This window comes from Ramlibacter sp., assembly GCF_036383835.1.
Classification (GTDB): Bacteria; Pseudomonadota; Gammaproteobacteria; order Burkholderiales; family Burkholderiaceae_C; genus Ramlibacter.
In genome coordinates this window covers 90,958-109,306 of sequence record NZ_DASVNN010000020.1, presented here as the reverse complement: position 1 = coordinate 109,306, position 18,349 = coordinate 90,958, and the positions used below count along the sequence as shown (strand labels likewise).

Here is an 18,349-nt window from a genome sequence, read left to right as displayed (position 1 = left end):
TTGACCTGTATTTTTGCCACCAACGCTTCGGCCGCTTGGACCTGCGCCACAAGCCTGTGGATACTTGAGCCCAGGGTGTTACCTATGTCCTCGCACACCCGTTACCCATGTCCCCGGTCCAAACAGGTGGGCAAGCTCGCTTGCCCACCATCCCTTCACGCCGGCAGCGTTTCCACGAAGCTCGGCCGCTGGACCAGCTTGTCCTGCAGTTTCGCGAGGTTCGGGTACTCGGCGCGCCAGTCGATGTCCTTGAAGCGGAAATCGAGGTAGCCCAGCGCGCAGCCCACGGCGATGTCGGCGAGGCTCAGGTAGATGCCCGCGCAAAAGGGCTTGTCGCCCAGGCCCTGGCTCATGGCCTTCAGGCTGGACTGCGCCTTGGACAGCTGGCGGTCGATCCAGGCCTGGCTGCGCTGTTCGGCCGTGCGGCCGGACCAGTGGCCTTCCAGGCGCGCGAGGATCAATGCGTCCATCACGCCGTCGGCCAGCGCTTCCCAGGTCTTCACTTCGGCGCGCTCGCGCCCCACGGGGGGAATCAGCTTGCCCACCGGCGACAGCGTGTCGAGGTACTCCACGATCACCCGCGAGTCGAACAGCGCTTCGCCGCCTTCCATCACCAGGCAGGGCACCTTGCCCAGCGGGTTGGAATGCATGATGGAGGTGTCCGCCGACCAGACATCCTCCTCGATGAACTGATAGTCCAGCTTCTTCTCGGCCATCACGACGCGGACTTTGCGCACGTAGGGGCTGGTGGTGGATCCGATCAACTTCATGGCGTGTTCGAGTTCTGGTTGGGGGGTTCCGATTCATTCTAGGGTAAGGGATTTCCGGGCCGTCGTCGGTGTGCGACAGGGCGTACGGGGAAAAGCCCGGTGGTGCGCCGCCTACAATTCCGCCATGGCACTCTCCACGATCTCGGCCCTCTCCCCGCTCGACGGCCGCTACGCCGGCCGGCTGGCGCCGCTGCGCCCCCTGATGAGCGAACAGGGTTACATGCACAAGCGCGTCCAGGTGGAGGTGTGCTGGTTCATCGCGCTGTCCGACGCCGGCTTTGCCGAATTCAAGCCGCTGTCGCCGGGAGCGCGCACCTACCTCCTGGGCCTGGTCAAAAACTTTTCCGAAGCTGACGCCGCCGCGATCAAGGACATCGAGAAGACGACCAACCACGACGTCAAGGCCGTCGAATACTGGATCAAGTCGAAGTTCGAGGCGCGGCCCGAGCTGCGCGCCGCCAGCGAGTTCGTGCACTTCGCGTGCACCAGCGAGGACATCAACAACACCAGCCACGCGCTGCAGCTGAAGGGCGCGCGGGAACAGGTGCTGCTGCCCGGCCTGGACGCGGTGATCGCACGCATGCGCGACATGGCCCACGCCCATGCCGCGATCCCGATGCTCAGTCGCACCCACGGCCAGACGGCGAGCCCCACGACCGTGGGCAAGGAAATCGCCAACGTGGTGGTGCGCCTCGCCGGCGCGCGCGAGCGCATCGCGGGCGTGAAGCTGATGGCCAAGATGAACGGCGCGGTCGGCAACTACAACGCGCACCTGGCCGCCTGGCCCGATTTCGACTGGGAAACCTTCGCGCGCAAGGTGGTGGAGTCGTCCGAGCCCCTGGGCCTGGGGCTCACCTTCCAGCCTTACAGCATCCAGATCGAGCCGCACGATTACATGGCGGAGCTGTTCGACGCGATCGCCCGCGCCAACACGATCCTGGTGGACTTCAGCCGCGACGTCTGGGGCTACGTGAGCCTCGGCTACTTCAAGCAGAGGCTGCGCGAGGGCGAGATCGGCTCCTCCACCATGCCGCACAAGGTCAACCCGATCGACTTCGAGAACGCCGAAGGCAACCTGGGGCTGGCCAACGCGCTGCTGCGGCACCTGTCGGAGAAGCTGCCGATCTCGCGCTGGCAGCGTGACCTGACCGACTCCACGGTGCTGCGCAACATGGGCGTGGCGCTCGGTTACGCCGCGCTGGCCTACCACTCGCTGGGCGTCGGCCTGGGCAAGCTGGAGCTGAACGAGGAAGCGCTGCGCGAGGACCTCGATGCCTCGTGGGAGGTGCTGGCCGAACCGATCCAGACCGTGATGCGCCGTTTCGGCGTGCAGGGTGCCTACGAGAAACTGAAGGAAGTGACGCGCGGCAAGACGGTCGCCGCGGCGGACCTGCATGCGCTGATCCGCTCGCTGGAGATCCCGCAGGCCGAGAAGGACCGCCTGCTGGCGATGACGCCGGCTTCCTACATCGGCAAGGCCGCCGAACTCGCGAAGCGCGCCTGAAGTGATGGTGCCCCCACGCTCCGCACTACGTGTCGTCGCTGCCCCCCGAGGGGGCTGGACCGCCTAGGGGCGGCCCGTCGACGGTCCATGGCCCTCAAGTCCACGATCTACAAGGCGCAGCTCTCGGTCGCCGACATCACGCACGGCTACTACGCGGACCACGCGCTGACGCTGGCGCGCCATCCGAGCGAAACCGACGAACGCATGATGGTGCGCCTCGCGGCGCTCGCCTTCCACGCACACGAACTGCAGACCACCTGCAATGGCGACGGCACGCTGGCCTTCGGCAAGGGACTGTCCGATCCGGACGAACCGGACGTCTGGCTGCGCGACTTCACCGGCGCGACGCGGCTGTGGATCGAGGTGGGGCAACCCGACGAAGTGGCGATGACCAAGGCCTGCCGCCGGGCCGACCAGGTGGACGTGTACGTCTTCCAGCATTCGGCCGAGGTGTGGTGGAAAGGCGTGCAGAACAAGCTGACGCGGCTGGACAACCTGGCGGTGTGGCGCATCCCCGCGGACGCGTCGCAGGAGCTCGCGACGCTGGCGCAGCGGAGCATGCAGCTGCAGGCGACGATCCAGGAAGGGACGCTGATGCTCGGGGACGGCGCGCGGCACGTGGATATCGAGCCGGTTCGCTGGAAGTGATTCCCGTCATCCCCGCGCAGGCGGGGATCCAGGGCATTCAGGAAAGCGGAAGCGCTGGATTCCCGCCTGCGCGGGAATGACGGAGTCTCAAGGCATCGCCCGCCCGCAGTTCCAGCACGACTCGAACCCGCCCTCCACCACCTCGCCGCACGCGCACACCCAGCGCCGCTGCGGCAGGCTCTGCAGCTGGCGCAACAGCGTCCGCGCCGCATCGGCCTGCTCGTCGTGCGTGACCCAGATCTCCGGCAGGCATTGGTCCGGCGGGATCTCGCCGGCCACGCTGGAGAGGAACTGCCGCTGCACGCTGGCGTGGATGCCGGCTTCGTGCAGCAGGTCGGCCCACAGCGCGGCGATCGCCGCATTGGGGGCCTTGGCGATGCGCTTCACCGCGAGCGCTCGGCGTAGCGGTTGAAGCGCCAGGCATCGCCTTCCAGCGTGATGCGGCGCCAGACGTGCCGCTTCTCGGCGGGCGACAGCTCGGTCCAGCGCTGCACCTCCTCGAAGCTGCGGCCGCAGCCCTTGCACTGGGCGTCGCCCTGGCTGGTGGAGCAGATCGCGATGCAGGGCGTGTCCGCCTGCGTGTCGTACCAGGCCTTCCAGGCGGCGAAGGCCTTGGGCGGGAAGGTCCACTCGTCGGCCTCGTCCTCGTGGTGGAAGACCATCAGGGCGTACACCTCGGCCAATGCGCGCAGCTCGGGTGCCAGGGTCACCCCGTCCGGCGAGGGCTTGCGGTCGCGCCAGAAGTTGATGGCGGCTTCGATGTCGGTGATGTGGATGCCGGCCATGGGGAACGGTACTGCGGACGGGCATGATAGCCAACACTCGCCAGCGCGGCCCGCTTGTGGTCTAATCCGCTTCGCGAAGGGGAGTAGCTCCCAATCGGTGTGTCGTCAATACGAAGCCTGGCTTCCGGCGCGCCGGGCCTGCCGCAAGGGCAGGCCGAGCAAGACCTTCGAAACGGACCCGCGCGGTCCGGATCGAAGCGCCCTCTTCCGCGTTTCCCTGCGGCTTCGGTCCGGCTCGTTCGGGTGGTTTCCCACCTTTTCGGAGCTCTTGCATGGAATTTCTGTCCGCCGCCTGGTGGTCCGCGCTGCTGGCCATCATCCTGATCGACCTCGTCCTCGCCGGCGACAACGCCATCGTCATCGCGCTCGCCGCGCGCAGCCTGCCGCCCGAGCACAGGAACAAGGCGATCGTGTGGGGGACGGTGGGCGCGATCGTCGTGCGCTCCGTGATGACCCTGGGCGTGGTCTGGCTGCTGAAGGTCCCCGGCCTGATGCTGGTGGGCGGCCTCGGCCTGCTGTGGATCGCCTACAAGCTGATCTCCCAGGACGAGGGCGGCGACGACCACGGTCCCATGGCCACCACCTTCTGGGGCGCCATGAAGACCATCATCGTGGCCGACGCGCTGATGGGCGTGGACAACGTGCTGGGCGTCGCCGGCGCCGCCCACGGCTCGATGGACCTGGTGGTGATCGGCCTGCTGGTGAGCGTGCCCATCGTGGTGTTCGGCAGCAAGATCGTGCTGCGCCTGGTGGAGCGCTTCCCCATCATCATCCAGGCCGGCGCCGCCGTGCTGGCCTTCACCGCCGCCAAGATGATCATCGGCGAGCCGCTGCTCGACCCGGTGTTCGACCCCCATGCGGTCGCGCGCTGGAGCACGTATGCTGTGTGCATCGCGGGCGTTCTCGGCGCGGGCTGGCTGGCCACGCGCGGCGGGCGCCGGTCCACTGGCGCCAGCTGACGGAAGGCGCCCCAAGGAGGCACCATGGACAAGGTCATCGTGTATCTCGACGATCCGGCTTACGCGGCCCAGCGCATGCCGGCCGGTTCGCCCACGCACTGGGTGCTGGTGGCCTGCGCGCCGCGCATGACCCACCGCATCAGCAAGTGGGTGAGCCACTCGGCGCGCGAGAACTGGCGGGCCAAGTGGGCCGACAAGCTGTTCGACCAGGTGGTGCCGCCCCTGCGCGCGCGGGGCGACGCCGTCACGCCGGTGCTGGCCCGGGGCCCCTTGCCGGAACTCACCCGCGTGCTGATGGCCGAACACGGCACGGCGCGGGTGATGGACGTGCGCCGCCCCAAGGCGCCCGAGGGCAGCGAAGGCGGACGCGCCACCCCGGGCGGCGCGCTGCTGGGCCTGGGCCTGCTGCTGCTCGCCTTCGACTAAGCCCCTGCTGGGCGCAGTGCTATGCTCTGCGCCCATCATGCTGAAGCTCCTCGCCAAGTGGCTGCTCAGCGCCTCGGCGCTGCTGTTCGTCGCTTACGTCTACAGCGGCGTCGAGGTCAGCACCTTCACCTCCGCGCTGCTCGCCGCGCTCGTGATCGGGCTGCTCAATGCGGTCGTGCGGCCGGTGCTGGTGGTGCTCACGCTGCCCGTCACGGTGCTGACGCTGGGCCTGTTCCTGTTCGTGATCAACGCCCTGGTGTTCTGGGCCGCCGCCGCGGTGCTCGACGGCTTCCAGGTGCGCGGCTTCGTCGGCGCGCTGGTCGGCTCGCTGCTCTACACCGCGATCGGCGTGGTGATCGAATCAGCGCTCGAGCGCCTGTTCGCGAACAAGTGATTCGACCTGGCGGGCCCGGGTGTCGACGATCGACGCCTCGATGTGGTCGCCGCCGGCGCCGCCACGGCGCACCAGGTCCTGCGCGGCCTTGAAGCGGTCCAGCGCTGCCGTGTAGTCCAGGTCGGCGACGCGCGCTTCCGCTTCCGCGCGGATCGCGCGTAGCTGCTGGCCTTGTGCGGCGTACGCCGATGCGAGCAGCTGCCAGGCCGTGGCGTCACGCGGCTGGTTCGTCACCCAGGTCTGCAGGCGTTGCGCGGCTTCGGCCGCCTTGCCGGATTGCACCTGCGCCTGCGCCGACAGCAGCAGGTCCGGCCGGCGCCGGCTGTCGACGTCGACGAGCTTCAGCACGCGCGCCGCGTCGTTCTGGCCGATCGCGACCTCCGCCGCGAGCAGCCGGGCGAGGCGCTGCGCCGCCGCATCCTCTCCCGCCACGGCGTCCAGCCGGGCTTGCAGTCGCGCCGCCGTGGCGTTGTCGCGCAGGCGCGTGGCAGCCAGGATCGCGGCGTACAGCGCGCCGGCCTGGCGCGCCCTGGGCAGCGAGGCGAAGCTCGCCGCCTCGGCCTCGGCCACCGCGGCGCGCAGCGAATCGACGCCGGGGTAGGAGATCACGCGCGCCCGCGCCGCCGCCATCGCGTGCTCCAGCGTGGACGGCACCGGCGCCCGGCTGGCGAGCTGCTGGCGCGACTGCATGTCGGCCGCGCGCTCGGTGGTCATCGGGTGGGTGCGCAGGTAGGGATAGTTGCCGTTGTCGTTCAGGCGCGCGGCATGCTGCAGCTTCTCGAACATGGTGACGAAGCCCTGCGGCTCGAAGCCGGCGGCGGTCATCACGCCGAAGCCGATGCGGTCGGCCTCGCGCTCCATGTCGCGGGAGAAATTGAGCTGCTGCTGCGCGGCCAGCGCCTGCGACCCGTGCATGATCGCGCCGCCTGCCTGCGGGTTCTTGCTGGCCGCCAGCGCGCCGAGGATCATCGCCGCGATCATCAGCGGCGTCTGCTGGCTCTGCTGCGTCATCAGGCGCGAGATGTGGCGCTGCGTGACGTGGCTCAGTTCATGGGCCAGCACCGAAGCGAGCTCGTCTCGGCTGGCCGTGGCGGCGACCAGCCCGCTGTGCAGCCCCAGCCAGCCGCCCGGCAGCGCGAAGGCGTTGATGCTGCGGTCCTTGCCCAGGAGCACCTGCCAGGCGAAGCGCTGGTCGAGCTCCGGGCCGAGCTCGCCCCGGGCACGCGCCGCCTTCAGCAGCGGCTGCCAGATGTCCTGCACGTATTCGACCAGCACCGGATCGTCGATGTAGTCGGGATCGCGGTACAGCTCGCGGGCGATGCGCTCGCCCAGCTTGCGCTCCGCCCCCAGCGTCATGTCGCTGGTGTCGCCCAGGGTGGGCAACTGCGCGCCCGCGGGCGGCAGCGCCAGCAGCAGCGCGAGGGACAGCAGGGCCGATTTGCGGCGCAGGGAGGAAAGCGGGATCTTCAAGGCCAATCGATTGGGCGGCGGTGGCCGCGGTGCCGTTTCGGACAGTATGCCTCGCCTCCAGGGATGGGCCAGCGCACCCTGGTCGTATGATGGCGGCCCGCAGCGATGGTTCCCGCATGAACGGACTCACCCATTTCGACGAGCAGGGCCAGGCCCACATGGTGGACGTGGCCGGCAAGGCGGCCACGAAGAGGGTGGCGGTCGCCAGCGGCCGCATCGAGATGCTGCCGGCGACCTTCGCGCTGATCGAAAGCGGGACGGTGAAGAAAGGCGACGTGCTGGGCATCGCCCGCATCGCGGCGATCCAGGCGGCCAAGAAGACCAGCGAGCTGATCCCGCTGTGCCATCCGCTCGCGCTCACGCGCGTGGCCGTGGACTTCGAGCTCCATCCCGCGCAGGGCGGCCGTCCGGCCGCCGTGACCTGCATCGCCACGGTGGAAACGGTCGGCCCCACCGGTGTCGAGATGGAAGCCCTCACCGCCGTCAACGTCGCCCTCCTCACGATCTACGACATGTGCAAGGCGGTCGACCGCGGCATGACGATGACGGACGTGAAGCTGCTGGAAAAGCACGGGGGCAAGTCGGGCAGCTACGTGGCACCCTGACGTAAGTCGTTGATTTCGTTAGGGATCCGCTGACAAAGCGTCGTGGCATCCGAGCATGCTCCGGACTTCCGGGAACGGCGCTCATGGTGCGGTAGCGGCCTCGAAAACTCGGTCTTGTCCAACGCCTGTCCAAGTGAGAGGCGCATGGCATCAATCCGGCAACGAGCCGACAAGTGGCAAGCACGTATCGCCCGAAAGGGTTTCCCGCCAGAAGTCAAGAGCTTTGGAACGCGCTCTGAGGCAGTCAGGTGGGCGCGAGAGATCGAGTTCGCAATGGACTCGGGCTCGTTCAGATCGTCTGGAGTTGCGGCAGCGTTGACGCTGCGGGCCCTCTTACAGCGGTACGTAGAGCAGGTCTCCCCCACGAAGCGGGGCTATGCCGACGAAGCAATTCGAATCAAAGCGCTGCAGCGGGCACGCATGGCCGGGTATAGCTTGGCCAACTTGACGCCAGAGGTGATCGCAGCATTCCGGGACGAGCGCTTGCGTACGGTAAAGGCTGGAGCAGTCATCCGCGATCTCTCGCTGCTATCGAGCGCTATTAACCACGCTCGCCGCGAGTGGGGACTTGCCACTGAGAACCCTTGCGTCCTTGTCCGAAAGCCAACCGCGCCGCCGGGACGCAGCAGGGTCCTCTCAGCCATCGAGCAAGAGCGCCTTCTTGCCGCCCTGGCACCCTCCGGGCGGCGCAACCCGTGGATGCTGCCGCTCGCTCAGCTCGCTCTTTGGACAGCCATGCGACGCGGTGAATTGCTCGCGCTCCGCTGGGAGCAATTCGATCTTGCCCGCAGAGTGGCTTTCCTTCCGATGACGAAGAATGGCCAGCCCCGAGCGGTCCCGCTATCAAGCAATGCGGTAACGCTCCTCTCCGAAATGCCTCGCTCCGCTGACGGGCAGGTGTTCCCGATTTCGGCGCAGACGATGGAAGCCGCTTTCAAGCGGGCGCGAACGCGGGCGGGCCTTCAAGACGTCCGGTTCCATGATTTGCGGCATACCGCGACCAGCGAGATGGCGGCCAAGCTGCCCAACGTGATCGAGCTCGCCGCCGTCACCGGGCATCGGACCATTCAGATGCTGAAGCGCTATTACCACCCGACCGCAGAGGCACTCGCACAAAAATTGGGCTGACTCGCGCGGGTAATGAGTTCCGGTACCTGTACTACAGGCAGGCACTGCCCGTGGCGCTCGCGGTGCGCCGTCACACCGTTGGACAAAATTCCTAAGAATCTCCTATGGAGACTTAGGGGTGGAGAATGGATGAGCGATTTTGAACTAGTCCCCGAAGACCTGCCGTTTCTTCTCGGGGAAGCCCCGTCACCCGAGGAAATTCAAGCTGGTCATCGGAGGGCGTCTGACCGCCAACTACTGCGACGCGGCGCAGCGGCGGCGAAGGCATTTCAACCTTTATTGGAGGCGGCCCTCACGAGTTTTCGCCGCAGCCACCCTGAACTGTGCGAAGGCCTCTCCAGTTCTGGGCAGGCCTATTTCAGACCAGCGCCGACGAAGGGACACAGTGCGGTACTGATGCGGCTGATTCAGGTGATTCTGAGCCCGGCATCTGCCACGCGAACGCAGAAGGAGTGTCGACAAATTGTGGAGACGGAGTTTCCGAATCACGCTGTCTACAAGACCTGGACGAAGCCCCTGCCCCCTTGGGCGGTTTCTCGCGCCAAGGCGATGCTCGCCGGGTCACCGCCGCCGATCTCATCGCTAAAGATCAAGGCCGGAGTGACCTTGAAAGACCTGCACAACGCCGTCCGGGCGGCTGTCGAAGGCAAAGGAACTCAGGCAACGGTAGTCCTGGCAGTAACTGAGGACGCTGTGCTGGTGAACGGACACCGGTTCGCTCGCACCATGAACCGGGTCAAAGGGAAGGAATACCCCATTGCCCGGATGGCGATCCCTGCGCTGGAGGCTGCTCTGCGTTCGAAGCCCAAGGCGACATAAGGCCGCTGCCCCCCATGGGGGCGGCTGCAGCTCTACGTGCGCCTGCACGCGATCTGTCTTTGCTTCTACAGCTTGGGCATGCCCTGCCGACACACAGGCAGGCTCATCAGCCACTGCTTCTTACGCCGGTATTCCGCCATAAGGACCACGCTGGGCGGATCGCCCGGCTGATACTGGCCTGGTGCAGTAGCGGCCACGAACACGGTGAAATCGTCTCCTGGCTTCACGGGGCGAAGCCACGTCTGTTGGTCCAGCCGGGTTGTCGTCTTGAACCGTGCTTGCAGTGTGTCTAGGAGCTCGGCGATCTGAGCCGGGGTGCCGTCCGGCACTTCAACTGCAATGAAGTGGAGCCGGTACTTGGTGGACGGGTCTCCACCTTGCGTAACGAGATCGAAGGTAAGCCTGAGACGCGTCCCCTCAGGGGTCACGAGGCGAGCCCCGACTTTCATAAATGGATTGTTCAGGTCGCACTTGAGCGTCTCTCTCGGACTGCCAGAAAACAGGCCGTGGAACGCGCCGAGGTTCTCGACCTCCTTGACGGTCATGCCGATACAGACACCTGCGACGCAGTGATCCCTCATGGCTTCCGAGGCCAACTCGTAATCAGACGGCGGTTCGACTGCCCCTGCAGTTCCAAGGGAAGCGGAAAGGCAAATGAGTGCGGCTATGCGCCTGATGTCGCTCACGGGTTCTCCAGACTTATGAGGTATGGGCGTGTATACCAGAATGTGACGTAAACGCGGCTGACGCAAAAGCTCGAAGACTAAAGACTTCGCGCCGTGCCGCCCCTCACCAAGACCAAGACCCGCTCCGCGCCAGCGCGTGAGGTCCTGGCTCTGAACATGATTCGTCTGCGAGCGGAGCGTGGATGGTCGCAAGAGGACTTGGCACTTGAGTGCGGACTACATCGCACATTCGTGGCTCACGTGGAGCGGCAAGCGCGGAACATCTCCTTGGACAACATCGAGAAGCTGGCAATCGTGTTCGGCTTGCAGGTTTACGAGCTCCTCATGCCTGCCGGAGAGGCGAGGCGGCCCAAAACTGCTTCGCAATAGCGAAGCGGCACCCCTGAGAATTAGTGGGCCAGTTTCCCCCGTGCGCCCCGGCTGGGTCTTGTCGGGAAGGCTGGTAAGAACTGCATGAGAGGTGCGGACTGAGGACCTGAACCGGCCGACTACGAGCGTCCAATTCGCGGGCGCTCCGGCGGTCTCCAATCATGCGGAGCGCACCGCATCTTGCGGTGCTACGTGCAGATTGCCGCTGCACTGTCGCGGACGCGGGCGATGGTTGCCCGGCTCGCGTTCATGTCTCGGGCCACGGAGGCCACAGATGCACCGCTGGCGAGCTTTTCAAGCGCCGTGGCTACTTGCGCCTGCCCCAGGGCTGGCGGGCGGCCCAGCGCCTTTCCAGATGCCTTCGCACGGGCGAGTCCAGAGATGGTCCGTTCGCGCAGCAGGTCCCTTTCGAACTCGGCGAAGACGGCGATCAGGCCCATGGTCATCTTGCCCGCCGCGCTAGTCAGGTCTACCCCACCCAACGCGAGGCAGTGCACGCGAATGCCTTCCGTTGCCAGCCCCTCCACAGTAGCCCGAACGTCCATGGCGTTACGCCCCAGGCGGTCTAGCTTGGTGACAACAAGCACGTCGGCCGCCTCTAGCTTGTGTCGCAGAAGTGAAAAGCCAGACCGCTCGGCGGCAGGAACACTGCCCGAGATCGTCTCGGCCACGACCCGGGAAGGCGCAACCGCGAAGCCTGCCGCCTCAATCTCCCGGACTTGGTTCTCCGTCGTCTGATCGGACGTGCTCACGCGGCAATACGCGAAGGTTCGGGACATGTACTGCGCCTCCTGGGTGCTCGAAAAGGGAGGCCACAACTACCAGCATGCCCGAAAGCCGTCAAGCAGGATTGTGGACAGGCCCGGTGCCGGTGACCACAAACGGACGTTTTTGGGCCGCAGGCTCTTACCTCACCGGGAGAGTGGCTCCTTGTTCGTTTGTCTTGACGCTAGCGTCAGGGAGTCCAGTAGTCGAGTCCCATTTGACGATCGCTCCACTCTGGAGCTGAGGGAACAACTCCGGCAAGTTCATGTGCATGAGAAGTGGAGACGATGCAACGTCATCGCCCGTTGAATCGATCAGTACCAGGCCGATAAGTGAGTTCTGGATGGCATGACCGTGCTGGGGATACCGGCTCGCCAAATGCAGCTCAAACGCCCAGAGCCGCTTCGGCAGTTCCATCAAGCGAAGTTCTTCGCGCAACTCCGGTGACATCGGATTAACCGCCGCCCACTGACGAATCTTGCGCTTGTCGACAAGGGAGAGGCGTACGACAAGCGAATCCGTGAGCGCCTCCATCTCGGCATCTGTTCTGAGCTTCGCCGTGACAAATCCGTCGAAAAGACTCGACACCACCTGCAAGCCAAGCTCGAAAGCCTCCTCGGCGGACATGAAAACATCCGTCGGCAGCAGGGGAATCGCGGAAGCCCCGTGCTCCAAGCTGTAGTCCGCGGGATTGCGACGGTCTAGGAGTCGGTACGGACCGGTGTTGTCGTTGTGAACAATTAGGCTGGGTGTCCAGCTGGCGGCATGGGTGAACCGGAAGGCCTTTCCGTTGCCTCGGTTGACCTTCACCTTGACCGGCGCTTGTGGATTGTCTGTCCACGTGTGCCCGATCGCGACGACTGCATGTCCTCCTCCGGACGGAGGGAAGAGAATCAAGACGACCGGGATTTGAGATTCCACGTAGGGGTGGATTGCCCGAAGCGCACTATCAAGTTGATCATCGCTCATAGCGGGATGACCGTTGCTGTACCAAAAGTCACCGAGCGGCATTAGGTGCGGCGAGTAGCCGGCGGCCCGAATGGCCTCTGTCATTTGCTGTTGCGTGAGGCCACCTCGATTGGGACGAGTCCGACCAGTGACGAAGTACCGAGTTGCCGCATCTGTGATCTGTGCTGGGTCGTAAGCGCGGTCTCCCTCTCGCTTCCGAAGCGTGCGTAGCGCCATCCAGATCGAGGCCTGAGCGCACGCCCCAACAGCATTGTCCTGCTGCATGAACGGCGTCCCTCGAACTGAAAGCTCCTTTCCTGCTATGTGCACCGGAAAACTGTCGTCACTGCGGATAAAGCCGCCCGTAATGGAGCTGCTGAGTATGGTCGCGCCGACTGGACTCTTGATCACCGGCCGCAACGTGATGAAGCCCAGGTAGTCAGCCGGAGAAATTCTGTCCAAGAAATCTAGGACGGTCTCATTCGGGCTGGCCGGGGCGACAGAGAACAGATGAAGTCGCGTGCATTGCTTTGGAACGGACGCAAACTGACGGCTGTAGTACGCCGCAAACTCTGCGGAGAAGTCCGGATCTTGAACCTTTCGCTGAACGAGGACCGCGGCAACTCCAGAGGTTGCGACCGCCTTGCAACAATTCTCTAGCGGCGCCTGAGTGCTCGGTGAGGCGGCTTCCGTCTTGCCAGTAAGGTCCTTTAGCTCGGCATACGCAATCTCGCGGATGTCCTTGGCACTCGCGGCGCCGATCAGCTGGAGGCGATTTGGCATAAAAAAAAAGCCGCTACTGCGGCTTGTCTGAGTTGTCAGTGCTTAGAAGACGGTAACGGACTTGGAGTCCTCGTACGCCCTTCTCTGGAGTGCGCGGAGTTCTTCGATCTTCTCGTTCATCCGTTCCGTGAGGAGGTCTCGCACTTGAGCTGCTTGCTGCTCCGGGAATTTCTTGTTCTTTTCAGCGCTCCGAGCAGTATCGAGAACGAACTGGCCCAGCGTTGCTGTGTTCATCACTTTCTCCTGACAGGCGGCAGGGACGCCTCATTTCGGATTGGCGCGATTATTAGTCGCATAAACTTCTTTTGCCAAGGCTCAGCCCACGCGAAGCAAAGCCTATGATGCTACCACCCAACGGGAGACTCACGTATTCCCTAGGCGATAGCCAACTTTGACGCGACCCAGACTCTCCTGAGGTAAGTCTTCGCCGTGTCACCTCTAGGGCTTTCGACTACAAGCACAAGCTGTGCCGAGCTCTACTCGGGAGACCTGAGCGCCAAGTACGCAGACTCCAGGATGCTTTCCAGCTTGTGTCTGGCATCCTCGTCCAAGCACGGGTCCTGCCGAAAGATGGCTGAAACCTTCTCCAACGTGCTTGGCCCGTCGCTAGGCGGTGAAACCCCGGCAACGTAATCGGCCGGGTTAATTCCAGCCCACGCCGACAACGCCGCAAGGCTTGCTGCATCGGGCCGCCTACCCTGGCTCATTCGAGTCAGAGTCGTCGGGCTGACTCCTGTGGCAGTACTGACCTGTTTCCAGTTGACCTGCCTTTCCCGCAAGGTACGGTCAATCGCGGCATAGAACGAGTCCGCGTCGAACATGTCCTTCATGCGGCGGCACCTCCTGATTCATGTGGTTACACTTGCTTTTCAGCAACTACTTGCCCGTCGGCAACTTCAAGGCTACATTCTCGTCAAGCGATTGCTTTTTAGCAAATAGGTGTCTAACAAGCAAGCGCTGCCGATGAAAGGTTCGACCATGAGCGAAGTAGCCAATGTGACTGCCGAGGGGGCGCACAAGCCCAAGAAGACGGTGACCGTGTACTACGCCGGCACTCCTTTGGAACTGGAGAAGGAACGCTACACCACGGAGCAGCTCCGAGCCGTCTTTCAGGTCGAACAGGGGTACGTGCTGGACCTCATTGCCGGGAACGGGGATTTTGTCGAGCTCAAACCGGGTGAGGAGGTGAAAGTGCGAGAGGACATGCGCTTCGTCTCGCATCCGCCGTGTGGGCAGTCGTCGTGAACGCGCCGGAGCAACTGGTGCGGCTGCGTTCCCTCTACCCGGGAACCGAACCAACGGATGAAGGGGGGAAAACGCTCGCGTTCATCCCCAACATCACTATTACCACGAGTGATGGGCCTACTACATTCGACGCGCTGCTTGACCCGTACGCCCACCCCACTGGGTATACCACGCGCCTGTTTGTAAGCCGCCCGTTGCGGGCACCGGGCGCCGCAAACTGGCAAAGCCACACTGTGTGCGGCCAAACGTGGTGGGTCTGCTCTTGGAACCAAGTGCCCGCATCGCTCCCCTGGGTCGAAATCCTCGCAAACCACCTCAGGGCCTTCAGATGCAGCTGACCATTAAGCTTAGCTCCGGCGAGCTAGCACTGGCGCGTGCGGACCTAGCTGTTCCCCATGCATTCGCATTCGAACGCGTGGGGTTTCTTCTAGCTCGGCCCTCATGGATGACCCCGGACGCCATCGACCTCGTGGTGACAACGTACCTGCGTGTCGATGATGAAGACTACGTTCCTGACGAGAGCGTAGGGGCGAGCATCGGTTCAAGTGCAATGCGTAAAGCTTTGCAGGAGGCGTACAAAGCAAAGGCATCCCTGCTGCACGTACATGTGCATTCAGGACGCGGCAGGCCCCGATTCAGCGGCGTGGACCTCGCCAGCTCGAAGACCTTCGTGCCGGGGTTCTTCAACGTACTTCCAGATCTGCCGCATGGCGTCCTCGTGCTGAGCGACGATTCTGCCGCTGGCTTGGTTTGGACGGCGCAGCGTGGAAGACCGCACCCAGTCACATCGTTTGTTCAACCTTCGGGCCCCTACCGGGTTTATGGGCAACAGCATGGCTAAGTACGACCGACAGAGCTTCCTCGGCCCTAACAGCGACAAAGTTTTGGGAGCGCTCCGCGTGGGCCTAGTCGGCCTGGGCGGTGGCGGGTCCCACGTTGTGCAGCAACTCGCGCATATGGGGGTGAGGAACTTCGTGCTGATCGATCCTGATGTAGTGGAGGAAACGAATCTGAACCGACTTGTAGGCGCGACCACGGCGGACGCACTGAGCAAGATCAAGAAGGTGGAAATTGCATTCCGAGTCGTCCAGGGGCTAGTGGGCGGCGACCGAACCAGGTGCATTGCACAGCGCTGGCAAGAGGCGCTACCGTACCTGAAGGGGTGTGCCGTGATCGTCGGCGCCTTGGATTCGGTGATTGCCAAGGACCAACTTGACGCCTTCTGCAAGCGGTACTCGATCGTGTATATCGACATCGGAATGGATGTACACAAGCTCGGATCTGAGTACCTGATCGCAGGTCAAGTCGTGATGACTTCTCCGGGGGGGCCCTGCCTGCGGTGCCTGGGGGTTGTCACAGATAACGCGCTCGCAGCCGAAGGGGGGCGCTACGGAGCTGCTGGAGGAAAACCGCAGGTCGTATGGCCCAACGGGGTCCTCGCCTCGCTAGCAGTCGGCCTATTGGCGCAGCAGGTGACGCCTTGGCATGCCGCCGGAATACAAACGGCGTATCTCGAATACGACGGCAATAAGCAGACGGTGCGAGAGAGTCCCCGATTGAAGGAGCTTAGGGATCGCACCTGTCCACATCATCCGAAGAGTGAGGCTGGGGATGCACGCTTCAGTCTGAGGCGGCCGCCGGCGGCCCAGTGACCACATGGCCGTCTCTCAGAGGTACACACGCTAGCAGCGCAGATTGACTTCTGCGGAGGCCTGGGCCTAAGCTCCCCGCGTGGACGGTTCCTGTCCACTTTCTGTCCAACTGCGTTGAACAAGACCAGAGTTTTCGGGAAGCCCTCACCGCCGTCAACGTCGGCCTGCTCACGATCTACGACATGTGCAAGGCGGTCGACCGCGGCATGACGATGACGGACGTGAAGCTGCTGGAAAAGCACGGCGGCAAGTCGGGCAGCTACCGGGCGGCCTGACTCCGGGTCCACCCTGATGGGCTGCGCGCCGCGGCCGCCGAGAATCCGCCCTGCAGGGAGCAGCTGTTGGACGCGACGGACCGCCGCAGGCGCCGCGCGCCCGGAGGATCGTCCATGTTCGGTTGGCTGAGGAAGCGCGGGAACGCCGCGCCGCCCACGTCCGCGTCCGCGTCCTCGAAGAAGGATGCACCGGCGAGGCGGGCGGCCGCGGCTGATCCCCTGGCCGTGCCTGCCGCCTTCCAGGACACGGCGCCCCTGCCCGAGGTCGTCGGCGAGGGCAACACCCAGGCCGACTGGAGCGCGTGGGAGGACTCGATGACCGCCCTGGACAGCCAGCTGCAGTCCCTCCTGCCCAGCGACCGCGTGTACGTGCGCGACACCCGCCCCAGCCAGCTCGACGAACTCGATCCCTTCTCCAGCGTCCGCGGCAAGCACGACCGCTGAGCGTCAGGGCGCGGCGGGCAGGGGCTGGCGCTGCCGGGCGCGCCAGTTCTCGTACTCCGCGGGGAAAGCAGCCCGGAAGCGCACCAGGTGCAGCAAGGCCTCGTCCTCGCGCCCGGCGAGCACCGCGCTTTCGATGGCACCCTCGATGACGCGGGGCTCGGGCGAGTAATGCAGCACTTGCTGCGACAGGGCATACATCTCTTGCGCATTGGCGCGCGTGGGCGTCGCCAGCGTGAAGTCGGCGAAGCGCGCCTGCCCCGAGAACAGCCAGGACGCGCGGACCTGCTTCAGCGTGTCCTTGCGCCAGGGGCGCCAGCGCGCCTCCGGTTCGATGTAGGCCTGGCTCACGCGCGCATAGTCGAAGGCCGCGTACGCGAGCGCGGCGCCCAGCAGCACCGCGGCCGCCGCACCGCGCCGCGGAACCACGACGGCTGCCGCCGCTACCGGCAGCAGCCAGCCGAGCGCGAGGCCGGCGGCGATCTGGAACGGCCCGTACCACAGCGGGTATTCGAGCAGGCTGTGCAACAGGACGAGCGCGAGCACGACCCATGCGAGGCGGCGCAAGGGCACCGCCTCGGCCCAGGGCCGCTGCCGCCAGGCCCAGAACAGCGCGCCGCCGCAGGCGAGGAGCGCCGCCGGCGCGCCCAGTTCCACGGCCAGGTGCAGCGGCAGGTTGTGCGCGTTGTCCAGGATTTCGCAGAAGCGCGCACCCGGATACAGCGTCAGGAAGTGCGCGTAATCGAGCTCGCCCCAGCCCCAGCCGGCCAGCGGCTTCAGCGCGACGAGGTGCAGCACGTTGGACCACAGCACGCGGCGGCTGATGCACGGGTCGCCGGCGCCGAGGCGCGCCCACAGGGTTCGATCGCTGGCGATGCCCGTCGCGGCCTCCAGCAGCAGCGGCAACAGCAGCGCCGCCGACACGTAGGCGACCGCGGCGATCCCCGCGAGGACGAGACGCCCGCGGCGCTCCGGACCGCGCCACCAGGCCGCGAGCGTGGCCAGGGCGATGCCTTCGAGCACGCCGGTGCGCGATCCGGTGGCCGCACAGGCCGCGGCCAGCAGCACGAGCAGCGTCGTCGCGGCGGCACGGGGCAGGTGCAACGTGCCGAACAACACGATGGCCGCGCCCATCCAGCACAGCGTGGCGAACTGGTTGGTCTGGCGCAGATTGCCGTAGATCTCGCCGGGCACGGTCAGGTTGACCACCGGTGACAGGGCCGCCGATCCACCGAAGTACTGCACGAAGCCGAACAGCGCATTGACTGCCGCCGCGGCGAGCAGGCCGGCCTGCAACGCGCAAGCCAGTTCGGCATTGCGGGCCACGGCGACGGCGAGCACGACCACGGCGAGTCCGCCGGCCAGCATCGCCAGCTCCGGTCGCACGGTGAATTGCGACAGGGCGGCCCACAGCACCGTGGCAGCGGCCAACCAGGCAAGGACGGGTGGCACCAGCTGCAACCGGAAGCCGCGGGAAGCCACGCCCCACAGCGCGAGGACGCTGGCGGCGCTCACCAGCCAGGGGATGGCCGCGGCCGAGGGGCCGTACGCCGCCGGATTGATCCAGGGCAAGGCCACCAGCAGGGCGGCCAAGCAGTTACTCACCAACAACACCACGGACGGAATCGTACCCAGAACGCCAGGATGCGCCGGTTTTGCACAGCTTCCATTGTGCCC

Annotated in this window: 23 protein-coding genes and 1 pseudogene; 14 read left to right on the top strand and 10 right to left on the bottom strand. The window is 65.2% G+C overall.

The annotated features are described in order from the left end of the window. Nucleotides 1-155: 155 nt before the first annotated feature. Nucleotides 156-770: a glutathione S-transferase N-terminal domain-containing protein gene (locus VF522_RS04095; RefSeq protein ID WP_330906946.1), complete on the bottom strand. Its 615-nt coding sequence runs from the start codon at nt 768-770 to the stop codon at nt 156-158. A 124-nt stretch (nt 771-894) separates the two neighbouring features. On the opposite strand from VF522_RS04095, the gene purB reads away from it, so the two are divergent. Further along, nucleotides 895-2,274 carry an adenylosuccinate lyase gene (purB, locus tag VF522_RS04090; RefSeq protein WP_330906945.1) on the top strand — a complete coding sequence of 460 codons (1,380 nt, stop codon included), beginning with the start codon at nt 895-897 and terminating at the stop codon, nt 2,272-2,274. An 87-nt stretch (nt 2,275-2,361) separates the two neighbouring features. Further along, complete coding sequence (locus VF522_RS04085; protein WP_330906944.1) at nt 2,362-2,922, top strand: YaeQ family protein; 561 nt, start codon at nt 2,362-2,364, stop codon at nt 2,920-2,922. Between the two features lie 87 nt (nt 2,923-3,009). Here VF522_RS04085 and VF522_RS04080 read toward each other — a convergent pair whose 3' ends face one another. Both VF522_RS04080 and VF522_RS04075 read right to left on the bottom strand, forming a co-directional pair. Next, complete coding sequence (locus VF522_RS04080; protein WP_330906943.1) at nt 3,010-3,309, bottom strand: putative signal transducing protein; 300 nt, start codon at nt 3,307-3,309, stop codon at nt 3,010-3,012. Next, the gene (locus VF522_RS04075) at nt 3,306-3,707 is read right to left on the bottom strand and encodes a DUF3717 domain-containing protein (protein ID WP_330906942.1); all 402 of its coding nucleotides are present in this window, start codon (nt 3,705-3,707) and stop codon (nt 3,306-3,308) included. Before VF522_RS04075 ends, VF522_RS04080 begins: the two co-directional genes overlap by 4 nt. A 272-nt stretch (nt 3,708-3,979) precedes the next feature. Here VF522_RS04075 and VF522_RS04070 point away from each other — a divergent pair, with 272 nt between their 5' ends. Genes VF522_RS04070 through VF522_RS04060 form a run of 3 tightly spaced genes read left to right on the top strand, consistent with a single transcriptional unit; the run spans nt 3,980 to nt 5,486 of the window. Further along, nucleotides 3,980-4,666, top strand: coding sequence for a TerC family protein (locus VF522_RS04070; RefSeq protein WP_330906941.1), 687 nt, complete (start codon nt 3,980-3,982; stop codon nt 4,664-4,666). 24 nt (nt 4,667-4,690) lie between these two features. Further along, nucleotides 4,691-5,092: a hypothetical protein gene (locus tag VF522_RS04065; RefSeq protein ID WP_330906940.1), complete on the top strand. Its 402-nt coding sequence runs from the start codon at nt 4,691-4,693 to the stop codon at nt 5,090-5,092. Between the two features lie 40 nt (nt 5,093-5,132). Continuing rightward, nucleotides 5,133-5,486: a phage holin family protein gene (locus VF522_RS04060; protein ID WP_330906951.1), complete on the top strand. Its 354-nt coding sequence runs from the start codon at nt 5,133-5,135 to the stop codon at nt 5,484-5,486. Here VF522_RS04060 and VF522_RS04055 read toward each other — a convergent pair. Then, on the bottom strand, nt 5,454-6,842 hold the full coding sequence (locus VF522_RS04055) for a M48 family metalloprotease (protein WP_330906950.1): 1,389 nt from the start codon (nt 6,840-6,842) through the stop codon (nt 5,454-5,456). The genes VF522_RS04060 and VF522_RS04055 overlap by 33 nt on opposite strands. A gap of 230 nt (nt 6,843-7,072) precedes the next feature. Here VF522_RS04055 and moaC point away from each other — a divergent pair, with 230 nt between their 5' ends. The 3 genes from moaC to VF522_RS04040 all read left to right on the top strand — a co-directional run bounded on the left by moaC (nt 7,073) and on the right by VF522_RS04040 (nt 9,508). Beyond that, a complete protein-coding gene (moaC, locus tag VF522_RS04050; RefSeq protein WP_330906939.1) occupies nt 7,073-7,561 on the top strand; it encodes a cyclic pyranopterin monophosphate synthase MoaC in 489 nt (162 codons plus the stop codon). A 315-nt stretch (nt 7,562-7,876) separates the two neighbouring features. Next, entirely contained in the window at nt 7,877-8,689 is an 813-nt protein-coding gene (locus VF522_RS04045; protein ID WP_330906938.1) for a site-specific integrase, read from the top strand. Between the two features lie 129 nt (nt 8,690-8,818). After that, complete coding sequence (locus VF522_RS04040) at nt 8,819-9,508, top strand: hypothetical protein (RefSeq protein WP_330906937.1); 690 nt, start codon at nt 8,819-8,821, stop codon at nt 9,506-9,508. Nucleotides 9,509-9,573: 65 nt separating this feature from the next. On the opposite strand, the gene VF522_RS04035 is transcribed toward VF522_RS04040, so the two are convergent. Then, nucleotides 9,574-10,194, bottom strand: coding sequence for a hypothetical protein (locus tag VF522_RS04035; protein ID WP_330906936.1), 621 nt, complete (start codon nt 10,192-10,194; stop codon nt 9,574-9,576). Between the two features lie 156 nt (nt 10,195-10,350). Here VF522_RS04035 and VF522_RS04030 point away from each other — a divergent pair, with 156 nt between their 5' ends. Next, nucleotides 10,351-10,563, top strand: coding sequence for a helix-turn-helix transcriptional regulator (locus VF522_RS04030; protein ID WP_330906949.1), 213 nt, complete (start codon nt 10,351-10,353; stop codon nt 10,561-10,563). A 188-nt stretch (nt 10,564-10,751) separates the two neighbouring features. On the opposite strand, the gene VF522_RS04025 is transcribed toward VF522_RS04030, so the two are convergent. From VF522_RS04025 to VF522_RS04010, 4 genes are all read right to left on the bottom strand, one after another. Beyond that, nucleotides 10,752-11,342, bottom strand: coding sequence for a recombinase family protein (locus tag VF522_RS04025; RefSeq protein ID WP_330906935.1), 591 nt, complete (start codon nt 11,340-11,342; stop codon nt 10,752-10,754). Between the two features lie 127 nt (nt 11,343-11,469). Then, nucleotides 11,470-13,059, bottom strand: coding sequence for a hypothetical protein (locus tag VF522_RS04020; RefSeq protein ID WP_330906934.1), 1,590 nt, complete (start codon nt 13,057-13,059; stop codon nt 11,470-11,472). Between the two features lie 42 nt (nt 13,060-13,101). Further along, nucleotides 13,102-13,293, bottom strand: coding sequence for a hypothetical protein (locus tag VF522_RS04015; protein WP_330906933.1), 192 nt, complete (start codon nt 13,291-13,293; stop codon nt 13,102-13,104). Nucleotides 13,294-13,535: 242 nt separating this feature from the next. Then, nucleotides 13,536-13,889, bottom strand: coding sequence for a helix-turn-helix domain-containing protein (locus VF522_RS04010; RefSeq protein ID WP_330906932.1), 354 nt, complete (start codon nt 13,887-13,889; stop codon nt 13,536-13,538). A 148-nt stretch (nt 13,890-14,037) separates the two neighbouring features. On the opposite strand from VF522_RS04010, the gene VF522_RS04005 reads away from it, so the two are divergent. The 5 genes and pseudogenes from VF522_RS04005 (at nt 14,038) to VF522_RS03985 (ending at nt 16,675) form a co-directional block, all read left to right on the top strand. Then, nucleotides 14,038-14,304: a hypothetical protein gene (locus VF522_RS04005; RefSeq protein ID WP_330906931.1), complete on the top strand. Its 267-nt coding sequence runs from the start codon at nt 14,038-14,040 to the stop codon at nt 14,302-14,304. Between the two features lie 328 nt (nt 14,305-14,632). Continuing rightward, nucleotides 14,633-15,145: a hypothetical protein gene (locus VF522_RS04000; RefSeq protein WP_330906930.1), complete on the top strand. Its 513-nt coding sequence runs from the start codon at nt 14,633-14,635 to the stop codon at nt 15,143-15,145. Further along, nucleotides 15,138-15,956, top strand: a complete 819-nt coding sequence (locus tag VF522_RS03995; RefSeq protein WP_330906929.1) for a ThiF family adenylyltransferase — start codon at nt 15,138-15,140, stop codon at nt 15,954-15,956. Before VF522_RS04000 ends, VF522_RS03995 begins: the two co-directional genes overlap by 8 nt. Nucleotides 15,957-16,093: 137 nt before the next feature. Further along, a pseudogene (locus tag VF522_RS03990) lies at nt 16,094-16,231 on the top strand (cyclic pyranopterin monophosphate synthase MoaC); the annotation flags it as partial. 114 nt (nt 16,232-16,345) lie between these two features. After that, nucleotides 16,346-16,675 (top strand): hypothetical protein, encoded by a 330-nt coding sequence (locus VF522_RS03985; protein ID WP_330906928.1) that lies wholly within the window; start codon nt 16,346-16,348, stop codon nt 16,673-16,675. Nucleotides 16,676-16,678: 3 nt separating this feature from the next. Here VF522_RS03985 and VF522_RS03980 read toward each other — a convergent pair whose 3' ends face one another. Further along, complete coding sequence (locus VF522_RS03980) at nt 16,679-18,265, bottom strand: PglL family O-oligosaccharyltransferase (protein WP_330906927.1); 1,587 nt, start codon at nt 18,263-18,265, stop codon at nt 16,679-16,681. Between the last annotated feature and the right edge of the window lie 84 nt (nt 18,266-18,349).